Here is a 19,137-nt window from a genome sequence, read left to right on the forward strand (position 1 = left end):
CCGTCGCGCGCGCCTTGCACAGCGCGTCATCGGCGCACTCACCCCGGCAGGATCACGTGCGGGACGAACAGGGCCGCGTTCGTTGTGATCGGCCCATCCGACTCGCGCAGGCACAGCCCGACGCAGTCGTCGCCGACGATCCAGGCGCCGACGAGGGCGTGGCGCCCGTCGAAGCACGGCAGCTCGGCGAGCGCCTGGCGGACGTGACCGCCTGCGCCGTAGGGGCCGTGGTCCTGGGCCAGCACGGCGCCGTCGCACACCATCAGCACGTTGGCGCCCTCGCGCGAGAACAGCGGCTTCTTGACGAAAGAGGTACCGAGCCGCGCCTTCTGGGGGTCGTCCTCGAAATAGGCCGGCAGCAGGTTCGGATGGCCCGGCTCGCGGGCGAACAGGTGCGGCAGCAGCCCCTTGTTCGACAGCACCGCCTTCCACGGCGGTTCGAGGAAGCGCGTCGGCGTCGCGGACAAGGCCGCGCCGAACGCATCCGCGAACGCCCATTCCCACGGATAGAGCTTGAACAGGGTCGTGATCGGCGTCAGCGCCCGGTCGACGAAGCGGCCGTCGGCGGCGAGCCCGATGTCGCCGAGGTCGAGGAAGCGGGTCGCGAGGCCGGCCTGGCGCGCGCAATCCTCGATGTAGGCGACGGTGCCGCGGTCCTCGGGCGCGTCGGCGTAGGCCGTCAGCGCCAGCGACGCGCCGCCGACCGCGCGGAAGCGGGCGATCAGGCACTCGTGCACGGTGTTGAACTGGTCCGACCCGGCCGGCAGCCGGCCGAGCCGCAGCAGGTCCTCGAGCCACAGCCACTGGAACACCGCCGCCTCGTAGAGCGCCGTCGGCGTGTCGGCGTTGTATTCCAAGAGCTTGGCCGGGCCGGTGCCGTCGCCGCCATAGGCGAGGTCGAGCCGGCCGTAGAGCGTGGGGTCGCCGCGGCGCCAGCTGTCACGCACCACGTCCCAGGCGGCTTCCGGGATCGCGAGCGAGGCGAGGATGCGCGCGTCCTCGACCGCGTCGGCGACGAAGTCGAGGCACAGGGCGTGGAGCTCGGTGCCCGGCCCCTCGATGTCGCGCTCGATCTCTTCGAGGGTGAAGGCGTAGGCGTGGCTTTCGTCCCAATAAGGTGCGCCGTCGAGGGTGTGGAAGGTGAAGCCGTTGGCCTGCGCGCTCGCGCGCCAGTCCGGCCGCTCGCCCAACGCGATGCGGCGCATCAGCCGCCGCCCCCGTGGCCCGCCGTCCCGTGCGCGGCGAAGCTGCGGCCCGTGGCGCCGAACCCGCCGAAGGCGGCCGGACGCACCGCGGCCGACGAGACCCGCGCGCTCGACGACGCGCCACCGCTGCCGGTGACGACGCGCCCGCCCCAGCTCGTGCAGTAGCCGCCTCCACCCGCGCCGGACGATGCGATGCCGGCTTGATCGGGGCGATGATCATACAGCGGCTGCGGCGCGAGGGCCTGCTCGGCCAATCGGCCGACCGCGTAGCCGGCGAGCATCGGCACGAAGCTCCCGGCGGCGCTCGCCGCGACGGCGGTACCGTCCACGCAGTGCCCGGCGCCATGATGCCCCTCGCAATCGACGCGTGAGGGATAGCGCGGCGCGCCTTCCGGGTAGGCGGCCAGGGCCGTGGCGTAGGCGCTCCGGCAATCGTTCTCCGTGCGGAGCCCGCCGCGGATGCAGGCGTCGGGATCGCGGTAGACCAGCACGTCCTCCTCGCGCTGCGAGGGGTCGCAGCGGCCGAGCGCGAAGGCCGTGGCCCCTGCGCCGGCGACGAGGACGAGCGCGACGGTGGTCGAGCGCTTCGAAGACCGTTCGATCGGCGAGGACATGATCGTTCGGACCGTCTCGGACGGCCCGGCTCCTGGACGGCAGAATGCCGCAAGGCCGAGACGTAAGAACTCCGGCCGCGCTTGAGAAGGTCGCAGGCCGACGATCGGACGGCCGCGACCGGCCGCGTTCAGTAGGTCATGGACGCGGCGTCGATCACACCGCCAGCGAGCGAGGCGGCGGCCAGCAGGATCGCGGCGGCGCTTTCCCCATCTGCGATCCGCCGCGACAGGTCCGGCAGGACGAGCCGGACCAGGAAGTAGATCAGGATCTGCACGACCAGCGCCACGAGGCCCCAAATCACGCAGTCGAGGACAGACTGCGCGTTGTAGATCGCCACGGCGAGCGGCAGTGCGTAGCCGACCAGGCTGCCGCCCAGCGCGATCGCGGCGGCGACGTTGTTCGCCCGGATCAGCGCGATCTCGCGGTGCGCGGTCGCCGTCAAGTAGACGCCGAGGTAGAGCGCCACCAGCCCGCAGGCGACGGCGCCGTAGCCGAGGAAGGCGGGCAGCCCGGAGATCGACGTCATCGCGGGCACCGCCGCCTCACACCAGGCGGCTCTGCTCGATCGCGGCGCCGACGAACCCCTCGAACAGCGGATGCGGCGCGAACGGGCGCGACTTCAGCTCGGGATGGAACTGGACGCCGATGAACCACGGGTGGCCGACATGCTCCACCGTCTCCGGCAGCAGCCCGTCCGGCGACAGGCCGGAGAAGCGTAGGCCCTTGGCCTCGAGCCGCTCACGGTAGGCCATGTTGACCTCGTAGCGGTGCCGGTGGCGCTCGGAGATGTCGGTGCTACCGTAGATCGCAGCGATCTTGGTGTCGGGGTGGAGCGTCGCGCCGTAGGCGCCGAGCCGCATGGTGCCGCCGAGGTCTCCGGCGGCCGCCCGCTGTTCCAGCTCGTTGCCGCGCAGCCACTCGGTGAGGAGGCCGACGACAGGCTCGGGCGTGTCGCCGAACTCGGTGGAGTTGGCGTCGGGCACGCCGGCGAGCGACCGGGCCGCCTCGATCACCGCCATCTGCATCCCGAAGCAGATCCCGAAATACGGGATCTTGCGCTCGCGCGCGAAGCGGGCCGCGCGGATCTTGCCCTCGGCGCCGCGCTGGCCGAACCCGCCCGGCACCAGGATGCCGTTGATCCCCTCCAGGAACGGGGCCGGGTCCTCGCGCTCGAACACCTCCGCCTCGATCCATTCGAGGTTCACCCGGCAGCGATGGCTGATGCCGCCGTGGGTCAGCGCCTCGGTGAGCGACTTGTAGGCGTCCTTCAGCCCCGTGTACTTGCCGACGATGGCGATGGTGACCTCGCCCTCGGGGTTCCGCACCCGCTCCGAGATCGTGCGCCAGCGCGTCAGGTCCGGCTCGCCGTCGTGGGCGAGCCCGAAATGCGCTAGCACCTCGCGGTCGAGGCCGGCCTCGCGGTAGGACAGCGGCACGTCGTAGATCGAGGCGACGTCGCGCGCCTCGATCACCGCGGTCTCGCGCACGTTGCAGAACAGCCCGAGCTTGCGCCGCTCGTCGGCCGGGATCGGCCGGTCGCAGCGGCATAGCAGGATGTCGGGCTGGATGCCGATCGAGCGCAGCTCCTTCACCGAGTGCTGCGTCGGCTTGGTCTTCAGCTCGCCCGCGGACGGGATGTAGGGCAGCAACGTGAGGTGCACGAAGGCGGTCGAGCCGCGCGGCAGGTCGTTGCCGAGCTGGCGGATCGCCTCGAAGAACGGCAGGCCCTCGATGTCGCCGACCGTGCCGCCGATCTCGACGAGCACGAAGTCGAAGGCGTCGTTGCCGTCGCGGACGAAGTCCTTGATCGCGTTGGTGACGTGCGGGATCACCTGGATCGTCGCGCCGAGGTAGTCGCCGCGGCGCTCCTTGGCGATGATGTCCTGGTAGATCCGGCCCGTGGTGATGTTGTCGGCCCGGGTCGCCGGCACGCCGGTGAAGCGCTCGTAATGCCCGAGGTCGAGGTCGGTCTCGGCGCCGTCGTCGGTGACGAAGACCTCGCCGTGCTGGGTCGGGCTCATCGTGCCCGGATCGACGTTGAGATAGGGGTCGAGCTTGCGCAGGCGCACCGTGTAGCCGCGCGCCTGGAGCAGCGCTGCGAGCGCCGCAGAGGCCAAACCCTTGCCGAGCGAGGAGACCACGCCGCCGGTGATGAAAACGTACCGCGTCATGGGCCTCGGTCCATAGAGAAGGCTGGGCGATTCGCCAAACGGCATGACACCCGCATCGCGCGATCCCCACGGAAATCGCGCAACGCTGGATTGGGCAGGCCTAGGGCGGGAGCGTTAAGTTTCTTTTGTCCGATCGAACGGCGCGGCTGCGCCGTCCAGGGTGCGACGCGGCGTTCAACGCGACTGCGGCGCGTCCGGAACGGCAGGCTGAGCCGGAGCGGGAGCCGGAGCGGCGGGCGCCGTCGGAGTGCCCTCGGCCGGGGCGTTGTTCTGGCGGCGCAGAGTGTCGAGCAGGTTGTCGGCGCCCGCGGGCTGGCCGGTCGGCTGCGCGGTGCCGCCGGCGCCGTCGAGGATCGACTTCGGCGCGGCGGAGCGGTGCGACATCACCGCCAGAGTCAGGCTGGTGACGAAGAAGAGGGCGGCGAGGATCGCGGTCGCCCGCGTCAGCGCGTTGGCCTGGCCGCGCCCGGTCATGAAGCCGGAGACGCCGCCGCCGCTGCTGCCCGCACCGAGGCCGAGGCCGCCCTCGGAGCGCTGCAGCAGCACGACGCCGATCAGCGACAACACGATGATGAGGTGGACGACGATCAGGACGGTCTGCATCGGGTTTCCGGAATCGTTTTCAGTGCGTGCGCCGGTCCCGCGAGCCGCCCGCTGGGGTGGGAACCGGACGCGGCGGCCGGCGCTGCGTCGCACCGGCTGCCCATCTGGCGGGGGCATACACCACAAGCGGGCGGGCGCCAAACATGACGATCGCCGACGCGATGTCAGCCGTCCGCCTCGCCGCACGTGGGCTCCGCATGCTCAAAGACGGCGTCGGAACCTGGCGCGGCCAACGCGCCCCGACCGGATCGGAAGGAAGACGCCATGCCCATCGCACGCCGCCCCCTGCTCGCTCTCGCTCTCGCCGCAGCCCTCCTCGCCTCCAACCCTGCAGCATCCGCCGGCGCGGAGGCCGAGGTGGAGGCGGCGGTCGACGCCCTGACCGCCGCCCTGCTCGCACCGGACGCCGCCGCCCTGGACGCGCTGGTGCTCGACGGCCTGAGCTACGGCCATTCCGGCGGCGCGGTGCAGGACAAGGCCGCCTTCGTCGACGAGCTGACGAGCCGGCGCTCCGCCTTCCCGAGCATCGTCCTGTCGGACCGCTCGGTCTCGGTCGTCGGGGAGGACGCCATCGCCCGGCACGTCTTCAGCGGCGAGACGACCTCCGGCGGCAAGACCGTGCCGGTGCGCATCGGCGTGATGCAGGTCTGGCACCGCGACGGCGGCCGCTGGCGGCTGCTCGCCCGGCAGGCCTACAAGATCTGAGCGAGGCGCCGCTCAGGCGTAGGCCGCGCAGATCCCCAGAAAGTCCTCGGCGACGAGGCTCGCGCCGCCGACGAGCGCGCCGTCGACGTTCTCCACCGAGAGCAGCTCGCGGGCGTTGCCGGGCTTGACCGAGCCGCCGTAGAGGATGCGGATCTTGGCCGCCTCCTCGCCGACGAGCTTGTCGAGCATCTCGCGCAGGGAGGCGTGGACCTCGGCGATCTCGCGCGCCGTCGGCGTGCGGCCCGAGCCGATCGCCCAGACCGGCTCGTAGGCGATCACGGTGTCGGCCGCGGTGGCGCCCTTCGGCGTGCCGATCGCGAGCTGCGCGCGCACGATGTCCAGCGCCCGGCCCTGCTCGCGCTCCTCCATGGTCTCGCCGACGCAGATGATGCCGCACAGGCCCGCGCGCCGGGCGCCGAGCGCCTTGGCGTGGACGCCGTCGTCGGTCTCGTGGTGGTAGGCCCGGCGCTCGGAATGGCCCACGATGACGTAGGTGGCGCCGAGGTCGGCCAGCATCTCGGCGGAGATCGAGCCGGTGAAGGCGCCGCTCGGCTTGGCGTGCAGGTTCTGGCCGCCGATGGCGATCGGCGAATCGTAGGTCGCGGCCACGCAGGCCGAGATCAGCGTCGAGGGCGGGCAGATCAGCAGGTCGATGGTCTCGGCGAGCGCCGGCGACAGCCCGGTCCGCACCGCGTCGACCACGGGGATCGAGGCCCGCGTCCCGTTCATCTTCCAGTTGCCCGCAACCAGGGGCCGCCGTCCCGAACGCATCATCGATGTCCCTGCCGTCCCTTGCGCCGCCCGTCGCATGCGGGGGCCGGGGCTACCAGAGCCCGCCCGAGGGCGCAAACCGGATCGGCGCCCGCGTGAGACGATCGCAGGCGAAGATCATGCGACGCTCGCTGTGAGCCAAAGCAGCCCGAAAGGGGCGCATCGGGAAATGGCCCGCGAACCGCGCGGAATGCCGTCCAGGCGACGGGGCATTAGGCCCGAAAAGACTACACTATGTTAGACTGGCCTTAATTCCTGCCGTGCCATGACAGGGCATGCGCGGTGCACGGCAATTGCTACAGGGTCGAAGTGGGGCGACGGCGGTCGAGTTCGCCCTCGTGGCGCCGATGCTGCTGTTGACGATCACGTTCGTCATGGTCGCCGCCCTGGTTCTGTTCGTCAACCAGCGGCTGGATTACGCCACGAGCCAGGCCGCGCGTCAGGTCATGACCGGCAAAGCCCAGTTCGGGTCCACGGATCAGGCCACCTTCAAGACCGCGCTCTGCAGCAAGCTTCCGAGCGTGATGTCGTGCGCGAACGTCGTGGTGAACCTCTACATCGTCCCGCTGCCTTCCGCGGGCGGATACTACAATTTCGTCAAGCCGGACGGCAGCGGATTGCAGATCCCGTCGCAGAGCAGCGGCCCGGGCCAATACAATCTCGGGAATGCCGGCGACTACCAGTACCTGCAGGTGATCTATCCGATCCCCGTCCTGCCCGCGGCCTTCGCGTCCATGCTCGGGAACGGCGGCACCAAGAGCTACCTCGCGGTCTCGACCGCGGCGTTCCGCAACGAGAAGTTCTGATGGCGCGCGGCCCGACAGTTCTGGCGCGACGCTTTCGTGACGACGGACGCGGCGTGTCGATCGTCGAGTTCGCGATCGTCTTCCCGATCCTGCTCATGCTGATGCTGGGCGGCATCCAGGTCATCACCTACGTCAACGCGACGCGAAAGGTCGAGCTCGTCGCGCAATCGATCAGCCAGATGATTTCCCAGGCCGTACCGCCGCAGGGCTCCACCATCGCGACGGTCAACGCGACCGACCTGCATTTCAGCTTCGACGCGGCGCTCGTCCTGTTCCCCTACGTGATGAAGGACGCCCAGCGGCAAGGTCTGCTGTGGTGGCAGGACATCCTCATCAACTACACCAGCGTTGCCTTCTCTCAGAAGTCTGCCGGTTGCACCAACAGCGCCGACATGAGCGCCTGCTACAACGCCAACGTCGTCTGGACGAGCACGGGGACCTACGGCGGCAACAAGCGGCTTTGCAGCACTCCGCTGCAGCCCGCCGACAACACGGCGGCGCCGAGCACCGGCACCCTTCCACGCTCGGTCTACGGCCCAGGCTCGCTCATCGTCATCGACGTGGTCTTCACGTTCAAGCCGACCTTCGGCGCGAAGTTCTTCCCGGCCAGCCAGATCGCCCGCTCGGTCTACGTCCAGCCGCGCTACGCCGACCTCATCAACTACGACACCACGAACAACGACGGGATCGGCTCGAAATGTCCTGGCTACTGACGAACCTTCGCCGGGTCGGCCGCCCCTCCGCCTCGCGCCCGAGCTTCGCTGCGGCGCGTGACGGCAACATCGCGATGATCTTCGGCCTCAGCCTGATCCCGATGATCGGCCTCATCGGGCTCGGGGTCGATTACGGCGTCTCGATGACCAACAAGACCAAGCTCGACAACGCAGCGGATGCCGCCGCGGTCGCGGCCGTGGCGACCGCCAAGGCCTACATCGCCGCCAATCAGGGCCAAGCCAACCTCACCGCCAAGGCGATCGCGGCGGGCATCAACCAAGCCACCAACATCTTCAACGTGAACGCGGGCACCGTCCCCTACGCCACCTACACGCTCCAGACGCCGCAGCTGGTATCGAGCGGCCAGACCCTGACCTCGACGGTCGCCTACACGGCCACGGTGACGAACAACTTCGGCCGGATTTTCCGCGCGCCGACGACGAATCTCGCCAACACCGTCACGGCCTCGACCGACCTCGCGAGCTACCTCGACTTCTATCTGATGGTCGATGTCTCAGGGTCGATGGGGCTACCGACCTCGACAAAAGACATGAAGCGGCTTGCCGACATAAACATCGAGTCCGACTCCTCACAGGGTTGCATGTTCGCCTGCCACTTCCCCTCAAAAAACGGATGGAACAAGGCAGTGAATGCCAAGCCGCAGATCCAGTTGCGTTCGGACTCGGTCAACAACGCCGTCTGCCTGCTCCTTCAGCGCGCCGCGAACCAGTTGGTCCCGAACCAGTATCGGGTCGGCATCTATCCGTTCATCAACCAGTTGGCGACACTCTCCCCGCTCTCCAGCAATCTCGCCACCGCAAGCACCGCGGCCGACTGCGCGAAAACATGGCCGATGGCGCTCACGAACCTCCTTGATACCAACACCACCCAGCTCTCGATAAACGGCGATCCAAGCACCGGCACGGGGAGCGGCGGAACGCATTTCGAGGTCGCCCTACCTCAAATGAAGTCGGCGATCTCGGCCTTCGGGGACGGCTCGTCCACTGGCAATCCCAAGCCGTTCCTGTTTCTCATCACGGACGGCATGCAGAACGGTCAACATTATTACGTTTCGAAGAACGGCAAGTATACGTATCCCGGCAATCCGTCCAAATTTTCTGGTTACGCGAACGCCGACTGGGATGGCTCGAGCCCAGCCAAGATCGACCCTGCAAATTGCAGCGCGCTGAAGACTGCGGGCGCGACGATTTCGATCCTATACATTCCTTATATCTTCATCAACTCTCCGGACGACGGTAGCTATACGGCCGGTGAAAACACCCGGGTAAACGGCATCAGCCCAACACTCGCGACGCCCCTGAAGAGCTGTGCCTCGCCGGGTTACTTCTTCACCGCCAACACCTCGGACGATATCGCCACCGCGCTAAGCACGATGTTCGACCGCGCCGTGAAGATGACCCGCCTGACGCAGTAGGCGGTCGCGCGCCCGCCTTTGCCTGCCGGGGCGGACTAGGCTATCGCGGGCGGATCGAAGGACGGCGCCTCGCGGCGCCCGCCCCGGCGATCCGAGCGCGCGCGAGCCTGCAAGAGAGTCAAGCCACCAGCATGCTGCAGAACATCCGCAACGCCAGCCAGCACTGGCTCGGCAAGATCGTGCTGACGGTGATCTTCACGTTCCTGATCGCGGGCGTCGCGGTCTTCGGCGTGGAGGAGTTCTTCCGCGGCGGCTCCTCGACCCCGGTGGCCACGGTCGGCAAGACGCCGATCACCGCCGAGGCCGTGCGCACCGCCTACCAGAACCAGCTGCAGCGCTACCAGACGCAGATGCGGCGCACGCTGACCCCGGACCAGGCCCGCGCCCTCGGCGTCGACCGGCAGGTGCTGTCGCAGCTCGTCACCGAGGCGTCGCTGGACCAGAAGACCCACGACCTCGGCCTCGCGGTGCCCGACACCTCGGTGATCCGGGCGATCCACGACGAGAAGAGCTTCCAGAACGCGCAAGGCCAGTTCGAGTCGGCGCTGTTCTACCAGACCCTCCAGCGCGCCGGCCTGAACGAGGCGATGTTCGTGCGCGAGCAGCGCGCCGTCATCGCCCGGCTGCAGCTCGCCGAGGCGGTCTCCGCCGACCTGCACGTGCCGGAGGCGATGCGCTTGGCTGTGCACCGCTACGCCACCGAGCGCCGCAAGGCCGCCTACCTGATGCTGCCGCCGTCCGCCGCCGGCGACATCGCGGCGCCGAGCGAGGATGCGCTGAAGGCCTATTACGAGGGCAATCGCTCGGCCTACCGTGCGCCGGAATACCGCGCCGCGACCCTGCTGGTCCTCGACCCGACGGCGATGGCCAAGCCCGACGCCGTCACGGCCGAGGAGGTGCAGAAGGTCTACGACCAGGAGAAGGCGCGCTTCGGCTCGCCCGAGAAGCGCACGATCCAGCAGATCGTGTTCCCCGACGCCGCCGCCGCCGAGGCGGCGCGCAAGGCGATCACGGAGGGCAAGGGCTTCGATGCGGTGGCGCAGGAGCGCGGTGCCGACGGCAAGGACCTGACGCTGGGGACGCTGACCCGGGCCGAGCTGTTCGACCCGGCGGTGGCCGACGCCGCCTTCGGCCTTGAGAAGGACGGCACCAGCCAGCCCGTGAAGGGCCGCTTCGGCACGGTGCTCCTCCACGTCACCGCGATCGAGCCGGCGACGGTGAAGACGCTGGCCGAGGTCGAGCCGGAGATCCGCAAGCAGATCGCCCTGGCGCGTGCCCGCGAAGGCGTCGACAAGATCCACGACGCGATCGAGGACCAGCGCGCCGGCGCCAAGCCCCTCGCCGACATCGCGAAGGAGCGCGACCTGCCGATCGTGACGATCCCGGCGGTCAACGCGCAGGGGAAAGACCCGGCGGGCCAGACGGTCTCCGGCATCCCCGATTCCGAGACGACGCTGCCGGCGCTCTACCGCGCCGAGATCGGCGGGGACAACGAGCCGCTGCGGACCAAGGCCGGCGGCTACGTCTGGTACGACGTGACCAAGATCGACGCCGCACACGACAAGCCCCTCGACGAGGTCCGCGACGCGGTCGCCGCCGGCTGGCGCGAGGCCGAGGTGTCGCGCATGCTCCAGGTCAAGGGCAAGGCGCTGGCCGAACGGCTCGACAAGGGCGAGACCATCGAGGCGCTCGGCACCGAGGTCGGCGTCAACCCGCAGGACGGCGAGGACCTCGCCCGCAACCAGGCCAAGGACGCACTGACCGTGGACGTGGTCAACCGCATCTTCGCCACCGCCGTCGGCAAGGCCGGCTCGGCGGCGGCGGGCGAGTCGCGCGCGGTCTACAAGGTCGAGGCCGCGACGATGCCGGCCTTCGTCGCCGGCAGCCCGGCGGACAAGACGATCGAGGGCAACTTCCGCACGGCGCTCGCCGACGACGTGCTCGGCGAATACATCGCCGAGGTGCAGAAGAACGCCGGTGTCAGCGTCAACCAGGCGGCCCTGCGGCGCGCGATCGGCGGCGAGTCCTAAGGCCGGTGGCGGACGCGTCCGACTACGCCGCCTACGAGGCGGCCTACGAGGCCGGACGGCCGGTCCTCCTCGACCTGACGCTGGTGGCCGACCTCGAGACGCCGGTCGCCGCGTTCCTCAAGCTCCGCGCCCGCCATCCCGGCCCCGCCTTCCTGCTCGAGTCGGTCGAGGGCGGCGTGGTGCGCGGGCGCTACTCGATGATCGGCCTCGATCCCGACCTCGCCTGGCGCTGCCGCGACGGCCGGGCGGCGCTGGCCCGCGGCGACCTCGCCGACTTCGCCGACGACGACCGGGCGCCCCTCGATTCCCTGCGCGCGCTGATTGCCGAAAGCGCGATCGTGGAGCGCGAGGGGCCCGAGCTACCGCCGATGGCCGCCGGCCTGTTCGGCTATCTCGGCTACGACATGGTTCGCGCCATGGAGCGGCTGCCCGAGCCCAATCCCGACCCGCTCGGCGTGCCCGACGCCATCCTCGTGCGCCCGCGGGTGATGGTGGTGTTCGACTCCGTGCGCGACCTGATCACGGTCGTCTGCCCGGTGCGGCCGGCCGCGGGCGTGATGGCGCGGGCCGCCTACGAGGCGGCGCTCGCCCGCCTCGACCGGATCGCCGAGGCGCTGGAAGGGCCGCTGCCGATCGAGGCGCGGATCGACCTTGCAGCGGTGGCGCATCCCGAGCCGGTCTCGAACACGACGCCGGAGGCCTACCTCGCGATGGTGGCCAAGGCGAAGGAGTACATCGTCGCCGGCGACGTGTTCCAGGTGGTGCTGTCGCAGCGCTTCGAGGCGCCGTTCACCCTGCCCGCGATCGCGCTGTACCGCTCGCTCCGGCGCACGAACCCGGCGCCGTTCCTGTGCTACCTCGACTTCTGCGACTTCCAGGTGGTCTGTTCGAGCCCCGAGATCCTGGTGCGGGTACGCGACGACAAGGTCACGATCCGCCCGATCGCCGGCACCCGCCCGCGCGGCGCGACGCCGGCCGCGGACCGGGCCCTGGCCGAGGAGCTCCTGGCCGACCCGAAGGAGCGCTCCGAGCACCTGATGCTGCTCGACCTCGGCCGCAACGACGTCGGCCGCGTCGCCAAGCTCGGCACTGTCACGGTCACCGGCTCATTCTTCCTCGAATACTACAGCCACGTGATGCACATCGTCTCGAACGTCGAGGGCGACCTCGACCCGCGTCACGACACCCTCGCGGCTCTGGCGGCCGGGTTCCCGGCCGGCACGGTCTCGGGCGCGCCGAAGGTGCGGGCGATGGAGATCATCGACGAGCTGGAGCGCGAGAAGCGCGGACCGTACGGCGGCTGCATCGGCTATTTCGGCGCGCAGGGCGAGATGGACACCTGCATCGTCCTGCGCACCGCGATCGTGAAGGACGGTCGCATGCACGTCCAGGCCGGCGCCGGCATCGTCTACGACTCGAACCCGGCCTCCGAGCAACAGGAATGCGTGAACAAGGCCCGCGCCCTGTTCCGCGCCGCCGAGGACGCGGTGCGTTTCGCGGCCCAGGCGAAGCGCGGGCAGTAGGTCCGGCCGACGCGCGGGCCGCCTCAGGCGAGCGCGCGCAAGCCCGTCCGCAGCATGTCGGCGTCGACGCCGCCGAGCGTCGCCTCGACGGCCGCGTGCGTCGCGCGCCAGACCGGAACCGCGGCCGCGAGGCCTGCGCGGCCGGCCTCGGTCAAGGACAGACGCCGCCCGCGCCGGTCCTCCGGGTCCACCGCCACCGTCGCGAGGCCGCGCCGCTCCAGCACCTTCAGGGCCGCGGTCAGCGTGGTCCGGTCCATGGCGAGGAGGCGCGCCACCGCGGACATCGCGGCGGGCTCGGGCCGGTTCAGCGCCATCAGCAGCGAGAACTGGCCGCTCGTCAGCCCGAGGGGCCGAAGCGCGTCGTCGAACCGGCGGCCGAGCGCGCGGGCGGCCCGTTGCGCGTGCAGGCAGAGGCAGGCGTCGCGGATGTGGGCGGTGGTCGCGAAGGAGACGGCCGTTGACATGAATCGATCTACGTTGATATCAACATAGATCGCAATGCGACAAACCGGCCCGTGCAAAGGATCGAAGGCGATGGCGGATCACGCGGGCACCTTCGTCTGGTACGAGCTGACCACCCCCGACGTCGCGGCGGCGCAGGCCTTCTACGGCGCGGTCGCCGGCTGGGCGATCGTCGATGCGGGGATGCCCGGCATCGACTACCGCCTCGCGACGGTCGGCGACGTGCGCATCTGCGGGATGATGGCGTCGGCCGGATGCGAGGCGCCCGCCGGCACGCGGCACGGATGGCTCGGCTATGTCGGCGTCGCCGACGTCGACGCCTCCGCCGAGCGCGTCACGGCGGCCGGCGGGCGCATCACCTTCGCGCCGCGGGACATCCCCGGGGTCGGCCGGTTCTGCATGGCCGCCGACCCGCAGGGCGCGGCCTTCGCGCTCTTCCGCGGCGACGGCCCCCCGCCACCGATGCCGCCGCGGGGCACGCCCGGCCCCTTCGCCTGGCACGAGTTGCACGCCCGCGACTGGGAGCCGGCCTTCGCTTTCTATGCCGGGCTGTTCGGCTGGGAGACATCCATGGCCGTCGACATGGGGCCGATGGGCACCTACCAGGTCTTCGCCCGTTACGGCGTGGACCTCGGCGGCATGATGAGCGCGCCGCTTCCGACGGCCCCGTCCTGGTTGTTCTACATCGCCGTCGAGGCGATCGACGCCGCGGCCGAGCGCGTCGCGGCGGCAGGCGGCACGGTCCTGCAGGGTCCTCACCCGGTGCCCGGCGGCGACTGGATCGTCCAGGCCCAGGACCCGCAGGGCACGCCGTTCGCCCTGGTCGGGCCGAAACCGGCGGCCTGATCCGCGACGCGAAGGGGGACGCTCGCGGCGTCTTGACCGACGCGGCCCGCCGGGCCAGATCGTCGGCCATGAGCCCTGCGCCGACGCCCTCCGTCCTCGTCATCGACAACTACGATTCCTTCACCTGGAACCTCGTCCACCTGATCGGCCCGCTCAGCGGCGCGATCGAGGTGGTGCGCAACGACCAGGTGACGGTGGACGAGATCCGCGCGCGCGCGCCCGACGCCCTGGTGCTGTCGCCCGGCCCCTGCACCCCGAACGAGGCCGGCATCTGCCTCGACGCGGTGCGCCAGCTCTCGGGCGAGATCCCGATCTTCGGGGTCTGCCTCGGCCTCCAGGCGATCGGGCAGGCCTTCGGCGGCGACGTGGTGCGGGCGCCTTCGCCGATGCACGGCAAGGTCTCGACCATCCGCCACGGCGCGACGGGCATCTTCCGCGGGCTCAACGACAGCTTCGACGCCACGCGCTACCATTCTCTCGTGGTCGACCGCGCCGGCTGCCCCGAGGCCCTGACCGTGACCGCCGAGGCCGACGGCCTGATCATGGGCCTGGAGCACGCGCACCTGCCGGTGCACGGGGTGCAGTTCCACCCCGAGAGCATCCTCTCGCATCACGGAACGCGCATCCTGCAGAACTTCCTCGACATCGCGACGGCGTGGAACCAGGCGCACGGCCGCGGGCGAAACCCGGCAGGTGACAAGGCCCGCCCCGGCGTGCATTGACGCGGCATCCCGCGAACGCGCCGCCCGTCGAGCCGATGGAATCCTTCAAGCCCCATCTCGCCAAGGTCGCCGCCGGGTTCTCCCTCGACCGGGCCGAGGCTCGCGCGGCCTTCGACGACCTGCTTTCCGGGGAGGTCACCCCGGTCCAGGCCGGGGCCTTCCTCGTCGGCCTGAAGGTCCGCGGCGAGACGCCGGAGGAGATCGTCGGCGCCGTCGAGGCGATGCGCGCCCGCATGGTCCGGGTCGAGGCGCCCACCGGCAGCGTCGACGTGGTCGGCACCGGCGGCGACCATTCGGGCAGCTACAACGTCTCCACGCTGGCCGCGATCCTCACCGCGGCCTGCGGCGTGCCGGTGGCCAAGCACGGCAACCGCGCCGCGACCTCGCGCTCGGGCGCGGCCGACGTGCTGGCAGCGCTCGGCGTCAAGCTCGGCCTCGACCCCGCGGGCCTGAGCCGGTGCCTCACCCAAGCCGGACTGTGCTTCATGTTCGCCCAGACTCACCACGGCGCGATGCGGCACGTGGCGGCGGTGCGCTCGGAATTGCCGGTCCGCACCATCTTCAACCTGCTCGGGCCGCTCTCGAACCCCGCCGGCGTCGAATGCCAGCTCCTGGGCGTCTCGCAGGGCGCCTGGGCCGAGCCGCTGACGCGCGTCCTCGCGGAACTCGGCAGCCGCCGGGTCTGGACCGTCCACGGTTCGGACGGCCTCGACGAGATCACCGTCACCGGCCCGACCCAGGTCGTCGCGCTGGAGGACGGGCGGACCTCGACCTTCGCGATCGACCCGCGCGACGTCGGCCTGCCGCTGCACGATCTCGAGGCGCTCCGCGGCGGCGACCCCGAGCACAATGCGCAGGCGCTCGGCCAGGTGCTCTCGGGCGCGCGCAACGCCTACCGCGACATCGCGGTTCTCAATGCGGGCGCCGCGCTCGTGGTCGCAGGTTCGGCGCATGCCCTCGCCGACGGCGTCGCGCGGGCGCAGGATGCGATCGATTCGGGGGCGGCCCGCGCGACGCTGGCCCGCCTCGTCGCGGTCTCGAACGGATAAGGGATACCGATGGCCACCGACGCCCTCGCCGAGCCGCCGCCTCCGACCGAGCCGCCGGCCACCGACCGTTCGAGCGTGCTCGCGCGCATCGAGGCCTACAAGCGCCGCGAGATCGCCGAGGCGAAGCTGCGGGTGCCGCTGACCAAGCTGGAGACGCGGGCCGCCAAGGCCTCGCCGCCGCGGGGTTTCGCCGACGCGATCCGCGCGCACGTGGCGGAAGGCCGCCCGGCCCTGATCGCCGAGGTGAAGAAGGCATCGCCGTCGAAGGGCCTGATCCGCGCGGATTTCGACCCGGCGACGCTCGCCGCGGCCTACGAGAAGGGCGGGGCCACCTGCCTTTCGGTGCTCACCGACGAGCCCTCGTTCCAGGGCCGGCCCGAATACCTGACCCAGGCGCGGGACGCCTGCGGGCTTCCGGTGCTGCGCAAGGACTTCCTGTTCGAGCCCTACCAGGTCTACGAGGCGCGGGCCTGGGGCGCCGACTGCATCCTGGCGATCATGGCCTGCCTCGACGACGACGAGGCTTTGGCCCTGGTCGAGACCGCGAAGGAACTCGGCATGGACGTGCTGGTCGAGGTCCACGACGCCGCCGAGCTCGCCCGCGCGATCCCCCTCGGCACCGCCTTGATCGGCGTCAACAACCGCAACCTGAAGACCTTCGAGGTCTCGTTCGAGACCGCGATCAAGCTCGGCGCCGCGATCCCGCCCGACCGCATCGCGGTGGCCGAGAGCGGCATCGGCGGACACGACGACGTGGCGCGGCTCGGCCGGCACGGGCTCAACGTGGTCCTCGTCGGCGAGAGCCTGATGCGCCAGCCGGACGTGACGGCGGCGACGCACGCGCTGCTGTTCGGCGGCAAGCCTTTCAACGCCAAGCCCGCGAAGAAGGCGAAGGCGTGAGCGTGGACGAACCTCGCCTCACCCACCTCGACGCCAGCGGCGCGGCCAACATGGTCGACGTCGGCGACAAGCCCGCGACCACCCGCACCGCCCGCGCCGAGGGGCGGGTGGTGATGCTGCCGGCGACCCTCGCGCTGATCCGCGAGGGCGACGCCAAGAAGGGCGACGTGGTCGGCACCGCGCGGCTCGCCGGCATCATGGCGGCCAAGCGCACCCACGAGCTGATCCCGCTCTGCCACCCGCTCCTCCTTACAAAGGTGCGCGTCGAGTGCGAGATCGACGACGCGCTGCCGGGCCTGCGTCTCACCGCGGAGGTCCGCGTACAGGGGCCGACCGGCGTCGAGATGGAGGCGCTCACCGCCGTCTCGGTGGCCTGCCTCACGGTCTACGACATGGTGAAGGCGGCTGACCGCGGCATGCGGATCGAGGGCATCCGCCTGCTCGCCAAGGACGGCGGCCGCTCCGGCGCCTACCGGGCGGAGGACGCGGCGTGATCGGGCGCCAAGTGACCGGGCACGCTAAATGAGCGGACTGATCCCCGTCGCCGAGGCGCTGGCGCGCATCCTCGCAAGCGTTCCCGGCGCGACCGCGGCCGAGGACGTGCCGCTGGCCTCCGCCGTCGGGCGGACGCTGGCGGTCGACGTCGTCGCCACCCGGACGCAGCCGCCCTTCCCCGCCTCCGCCATGGACGGCTACGCCGTGCGCGCCGCCGACGCGACCGGGGGTACTCGCCTGCGCCTCGTCGGCACGAGCGCCGCCGGCCACGGCTTCTCGGGGACGATCGGCCCCGGCGAGACGGTGCGGATCTTCACCGGGGCCCCGGTCCCCGAGGGCGCCGACGGGATCCTGATCCAGGAGAACGCACGCGCCGAAGGCCCGACGATCCACGCTCTCGAAGCGGTGACGCCCCACAGATTCGTCCGCCGCGCCGGCCTCGACTTCTCGGAAGGCGACGTGCTCCTGACGGAGGGAGACACCCTGGACGCGCGCCGCCTGGCCCTCGCCGCCGCGGCAGGCCGCGGCCGGGTCGCGGTTCGGCGCAAGCCCCGCGTCGCGATCCTCGCCACCGGCGACGAGCTGGTGCAGCCCGGCGAAATCCCGGCCTGGGACCAGATCGTCGCCTCGAACGCGCTGGCGCTCGCCGCCCTGGTGAACGGCGCCGGCGGCGAGCCGATCGACCTCGGCATCGCCGGCGACACGCTCCCGGCGCTGGAGTCGGCGTTCGCGCGGGCGCGTTCGGCCGAGGCCGACCTGCTGGTGACCCTCGGCGGCGCCTCGGTCGGCGACCACGACCTCGTCCAGACCGCGCTCGCCGCCGAAGGGCTGGAGCTCGGGTTCTGGCGCGTAGCGCTGCGCCCCGGCAAGCCGCTGATGCACGGGCATCTCGGGGACATGCTGGTGATCGGGCTCCCGGGAAACCCGGTCTCCTCCATCGTCTGCGGGCTGCTCTTCGTCGTGCCGGCAATCCGTGCGCTGCTCGGCGATCCCCGCGCCGGGGCCGACCGCAGCGAGCCCGCCACCCTCGGCCGGGACCTCGACGCCAACGACGGGCGCCAGGACTACATGCGCGCCGTGCTCGACACCGCCCCCGACCGGCTGCCGGTGGCGCACCCGGAATCGCGACAGGATTCGTCGATGCTGGCGGTGCTGGGCCGAGCCGAGGCGCTGCTGGTCCGCGCACCGCACGCGCCGGCCGCGCGCGCCGGCGCCCCGTGTCGGATCATCCGGCTCGACCGGGCTTTGATTTAGGTCACCGCGAGGACCGAATGGACTTCCACATCGACCACGTCCACCTGCGCAGCCGCGACGCGGCGGCCGCGGCCGCCTTCTACGTCGACACGCTCGCTGCGCGGGAGATCCGCCGCGAGGGCACGCCGCTCAGTCGGGTCGTGCTCGACCTCGGCGGCCTGAGGGTGTTCATCGAGCAGGCGCCGGCCGACCTCGCGCCGCCCGCGACAGCACCGCATCTCGGCATCGAACATATCGGGCTCGGCGTCGCCGACATCGACGCGACGATGGCCGACCTGCGGGCGCGCGGCGTGACGGTGCTCGTCGAGACGACGGTGATGCGGCCGGGCCTGCGGGTCGCCTTCATCGACGGGCCGGACGGCGTCCGCATCGAGATCCTGGAACGCCGCGACGTCTGATACCAGACCTCGATGAGCCCGACTCATCGAGGTCTGGCCCCCGCGACTGCGGGGCGGCGGCAATCCGCCGGACCTCATGGGTCCTGACCCATGAGACTTAGTATGAACGCCGCCTACGGCCGCCCGGTCTGCTTCAGCCGCTCCATCACGGCGTCCGGTGTGGCGTAGGCTTCCTGGCGCACGGCGCTCCAGTAGCGCAGGTCGTCGAGCAGGATCGGCACGCCGGTGGTGGCGCAACGCACGAAGGCGCCGGGCTTCACCACGCGCATCGTGCCGTCGCCGTAGGCGACCACCGCCTCGCCCCCCGCTCCGCGCTCGTACCGGCCCAGCATCGTCGTCCTCGGGTGATGAATTCCTGGCGACGGTTCTAGAACGTGCCCCCGGCAAGGGAAAGCCGGCGCCGCACCCGCATGCGCCGCCCCGCGCCCCCCTC

General features: G+C 70.9%; 21 protein-coding genes. 13 read left to right on the forward strand and 8 right to left on the reverse strand.

Going from position 1 to position 19,137, the window contains the following annotated elements; translation table 11 throughout:
• Positions 1-38: 38 nt before the first annotated feature.
• From FV226_RS07045 to secG, 5 genes are all read right to left on the reverse strand, one after another.
• Positions 39-1,205, reverse strand: a complete 1,167-nt coding sequence (locus FV226_RS07045; RefSeq protein ID WP_147762332.1) for a glutathionylspermidine synthase family protein — start codon at positions 1,203-1,205, stop codon at positions 39-41.
• Positions 1,205-1,819, reverse strand: a complete 615-nt coding sequence (locus FV226_RS07050) for a DUF1190 domain-containing protein (protein WP_147762333.1) — start codon at positions 1,817-1,819, stop codon at positions 1,205-1,207. The genes FV226_RS07045 and FV226_RS07050 overlap by 1 nt, the downstream gene beginning before the upstream one ends.
• 128 nt (positions 1,820-1,947) lie before the next feature.
• A complete protein-coding gene (locus tag FV226_RS07055; protein WP_147751382.1) occupies positions 1,948-2,346 on the reverse strand; it encodes a DUF350 domain-containing protein in 399 nt (132 codons plus the stop codon).
• 16 nt (positions 2,347-2,362) lie between these two features.
• Positions 2,363-3,991, reverse strand: a complete 1,629-nt coding sequence (locus FV226_RS07060; protein WP_147751383.1) for a CTP synthase — start codon at positions 3,989-3,991, stop codon at positions 2,363-2,365.
• Positions 3,992-4,165: 174 nt separating this feature from the next.
• Positions 4,166-4,594: a preprotein translocase subunit SecG gene (gene secG / locus FV226_RS07065; RefSeq protein ID WP_147762334.1), complete on the reverse strand. Its 429-nt coding sequence runs from the start codon at positions 4,592-4,594 to the stop codon at positions 4,166-4,168.
• Positions 4,595-4,858: 264 nt separating this feature from the next.
• On the opposite strand from secG, the gene FV226_RS07070 reads away from it, so the two are divergent.
• Complete coding sequence (locus tag FV226_RS07070) at positions 4,859-5,299, forward strand: nuclear transport factor 2 family protein (RefSeq protein WP_147762335.1); 441 nt, start codon at positions 4,859-4,861, stop codon at positions 5,297-5,299.
• 12 nt (positions 5,300-5,311) lie between these two features.
• Here FV226_RS07070 and tpiA read toward each other — a convergent pair whose 3' ends face one another.
• Positions 5,312-6,073 carry a triose-phosphate isomerase gene (tpiA, locus tag FV226_RS07075; protein ID WP_147762336.1) on the reverse strand — a complete coding sequence of 254 codons (762 nt, stop codon included), beginning with the start codon at positions 6,071-6,073 and terminating at the stop codon, positions 5,312-5,314.
• A gap of 272 nt (positions 6,074-6,345) precedes the next feature.
• Here tpiA and FV226_RS07080 point away from each other — a divergent pair, with 272 nt between their 5' ends.
• The 5 genes from FV226_RS07080 to trpE all read left to right on the forward strand — a co-directional run bounded on the left by FV226_RS07080 (position 6,346) and on the right by trpE (position 12,578).
• The gene (locus FV226_RS07080) at positions 6,346-6,876 is read left to right on the forward strand and encodes a TadE/TadG family type IV pilus assembly protein (RefSeq protein ID WP_147762337.1); all 531 of its coding nucleotides are present in this window, start codon (positions 6,346-6,348) and stop codon (positions 6,874-6,876) included.
• A gap of 53 nt (positions 6,877-6,929) precedes the next feature.
• A complete protein-coding gene (locus FV226_RS07085; protein WP_246685379.1) occupies positions 6,930-7,589 on the forward strand; it encodes a TadE family protein in 660 nt (219 codons plus the stop codon).
• Positions 7,574-9,025, forward strand: a complete 1,452-nt coding sequence (locus FV226_RS07090) for a pilus assembly protein TadG-related protein (protein WP_147762339.1) — start codon at positions 7,574-7,576, stop codon at positions 9,023-9,025. The genes FV226_RS07085 and FV226_RS07090 overlap by 16 nt, the downstream gene beginning before the upstream one ends.
• Before the next feature lie 131 nt (positions 9,026-9,156).
• Positions 9,157-11,055 carry a peptidylprolyl isomerase gene (locus FV226_RS07095; protein WP_147762340.1) on the forward strand — a complete coding sequence of 633 codons (1,899 nt, stop codon included), beginning with the start codon at positions 9,157-9,159 and terminating at the stop codon, positions 11,053-11,055.
• A gap of 5 nt (positions 11,056-11,060) precedes the next feature.
• Positions 11,061-12,578 carry an anthranilate synthase component I gene (trpE, locus tag FV226_RS07100; RefSeq protein ID WP_147762341.1) on the forward strand — a complete coding sequence of 506 codons (1,518 nt, stop codon included), beginning with the start codon at positions 11,061-11,063 and terminating at the stop codon, positions 12,576-12,578.
• Positions 12,579-12,601: 23 nt separating this feature from the next.
• On the opposite strand, the gene FV226_RS07105 is transcribed toward trpE, so the two are convergent.
• On the reverse strand, positions 12,602-13,042 hold the full coding sequence (locus tag FV226_RS07105; protein ID WP_147762342.1) for a MarR family transcriptional regulator: 441 nt from the start codon (positions 13,040-13,042) through the stop codon (positions 12,602-12,604).
• A 70-nt stretch (positions 13,043-13,112) separates the two neighbouring features.
• On the opposite strand from FV226_RS07105, the gene FV226_RS07110 reads away from it, so the two are divergent.
• From FV226_RS07110 to FV226_RS07140, 7 genes are all read left to right on the forward strand, one after another.
• Entirely contained in the window at positions 13,113-13,886 is a 774-nt protein-coding gene (locus tag FV226_RS07110) for a VOC family protein (protein ID WP_147762343.1), read from the forward strand.
• 68 nt (positions 13,887-13,954) lie between these two features.
• Entirely contained in the window at positions 13,955-14,608 is a 654-nt protein-coding gene (locus FV226_RS07115) for an aminodeoxychorismate/anthranilate synthase component II (RefSeq protein ID WP_147762344.1), read from the forward strand.
• Positions 14,609-14,643: 35 nt separating this feature from the next.
• On the forward strand, positions 14,644-15,657 hold the full coding sequence (trpD, locus tag FV226_RS07120) for an anthranilate phosphoribosyltransferase (RefSeq protein WP_147762345.1): 1,014 nt from the start codon (positions 14,644-14,646) through the stop codon (positions 15,655-15,657).
• 9 nt (positions 15,658-15,666) lie between these two features.
• A complete protein-coding gene (trpC, locus tag FV226_RS07125) occupies positions 15,667-16,557 on the forward strand; it encodes an indole-3-glycerol phosphate synthase TrpC (protein WP_147762346.1) in 891 nt (296 codons plus the stop codon).
• Between the two features lie 2 nt (positions 16,558-16,559).
• Positions 16,560-17,051, forward strand: a complete 492-nt coding sequence (gene moaC, locus FV226_RS07130; RefSeq protein ID WP_147762347.1) for a cyclic pyranopterin monophosphate synthase MoaC — start codon at positions 16,560-16,562, stop codon at positions 17,049-17,051.
• Between the two features lie 28 nt (positions 17,052-17,079).
• The gene (glp, locus tag FV226_RS07135) at positions 17,080-18,306 is read left to right on the forward strand and encodes a gephyrin-like molybdotransferase Glp (RefSeq protein ID WP_147762348.1); all 1,227 of its coding nucleotides are present in this window, start codon (positions 17,080-17,082) and stop codon (positions 18,304-18,306) included.
• 17 nt (positions 18,307-18,323) lie between these two features.
• The gene (locus tag FV226_RS07140; RefSeq protein WP_147751398.1) at positions 18,324-18,704 is read left to right on the forward strand and encodes a VOC family protein; all 381 of its coding nucleotides are present in this window, start codon (positions 18,324-18,326) and stop codon (positions 18,702-18,704) included.
• A 113-nt stretch (positions 18,705-18,817) separates the two neighbouring features.
• On the opposite strand, the gene FV226_RS07145 is transcribed toward FV226_RS07140, so the two are convergent.
• Complete coding sequence (locus FV226_RS07145) at positions 18,818-19,036, reverse strand: DUF2093 domain-containing protein (RefSeq protein WP_147751399.1); 219 nt, start codon at positions 19,034-19,036, stop codon at positions 18,818-18,820.
• Between the last annotated feature and the right edge of the window lie 101 nt (positions 19,037-19,137).

Source organism: Methylobacterium sp. WL12, from assembly GCF_008039475.1.
In the GTDB taxonomy this organism is placed as follows: domain Bacteria; phylum Pseudomonadota; class Alphaproteobacteria; order Rhizobiales; family Beijerinckiaceae; genus Methylobacterium; species Methylobacterium cerastii.

What these genes read in the sequence shown, in the direction of transcription:
- FV226_RS07045 (WP_147762332.1), bottom strand. Translation starts at nt 1,205, where the DNA reads ATGCGCCGCATCGCGTTGGGCGAGCGGCCGGACTGGCGCGCGAGCGCG.
- FV226_RS07050 (WP_147762333.1), bottom strand. Translation starts at nt 1,819, where the DNA reads ATGTCCTCGCCGATCGAACGGTCTTCGAAGCGCTCGACCACCGTCGCG.
- FV226_RS07055 (WP_147751382.1), bottom strand. Translation starts at nt 2,346, where the DNA reads ATGACGTCGATCTCCGGGCTGCCCGCCTTCCTCGGCTACGGCGCCGTC.
- FV226_RS07060 (WP_147751383.1), bottom strand. Translation starts at nt 3,991, where the DNA reads ATGACGCGGTACGTTTTCATCACCGGCGGCGTGGTCTCCTCGCTCGGC.
- secG (WP_147762334.1), bottom strand. Translation starts at nt 4,594, where the DNA reads ATGCAGACCGTCCTGATCGTCGTCCACCTCATCATCGTGTTGTCGCTG.
- FV226_RS07070 (WP_147762335.1), top strand. Translation starts at nt 4,859, where the DNA reads ATGCCCATCGCACGCCGCCCCCTGCTCGCTCTCGCTCTCGCCGCAGCC.
- tpiA (WP_147762336.1), bottom strand. Translation starts at nt 6,073, where the DNA reads ATGATGCGTTCGGGACGGCGGCCCCTGGTTGCGGGCAACTGGAAGATG.
- FV226_RS07080 (WP_147762337.1), top strand. Translation starts at nt 6,346, where the DNA reads ATGCGCGGTGCACGGCAATTGCTACAGGGTCGAAGTGGGGCGACGGCG.
- FV226_RS07090 (WP_147762339.1), top strand. Translation starts at nt 7,574, where the DNA reads ATGTCCTGGCTACTGACGAACCTTCGCCGGGTCGGCCGCCCCTCCGCC.
- FV226_RS07095 (WP_147762340.1), top strand. Translation starts at nt 9,157, where the DNA reads ATGCTGCAGAACATCCGCAACGCCAGCCAGCACTGGCTCGGCAAGATC.
- FV226_RS07105 (WP_147762342.1), bottom strand. Translation starts at nt 13,042, where the DNA reads ATGTCAACGGCCGTCTCCTTCGCGACCACCGCCCACATCCGCGACGCC.
- FV226_RS07110 (WP_147762343.1), top strand. Translation starts at nt 13,113, where the DNA reads ATGGCGGATCACGCGGGCACCTTCGTCTGGTACGAGCTGACCACCCCC.
- FV226_RS07115 (WP_147762344.1), top strand. Translation starts at nt 13,955, where the DNA reads ATGAGCCCTGCGCCGACGCCCTCCGTCCTCGTCATCGACAACTACGAT.
- trpD (WP_147762345.1), top strand. Translation starts at nt 14,644, where the DNA reads ATGGAATCCTTCAAGCCCCATCTCGCCAAGGTCGCCGCCGGGTTCTCC.
- trpC (WP_147762346.1), top strand. Translation starts at nt 15,667, where the DNA reads ATGGCCACCGACGCCCTCGCCGAGCCGCCGCCTCCGACCGAGCCGCCG.
- glp (WP_147762348.1), top strand. Translation starts at nt 17,080, where the DNA reads ATGAGCGGACTGATCCCCGTCGCCGAGGCGCTGGCGCGCATCCTCGCA.
- FV226_RS07140 (WP_147751398.1), top strand. Translation starts at nt 18,324, where the DNA reads ATGGACTTCCACATCGACCACGTCCACCTGCGCAGCCGCGACGCGGCG.
- FV226_RS07145 (WP_147751399.1), bottom strand. Translation starts at nt 19,036, where the DNA reads ATGCTGGGCCGGTACGAGCGCGGAGCGGGGGGCGAGGCGGTGGTCGCC.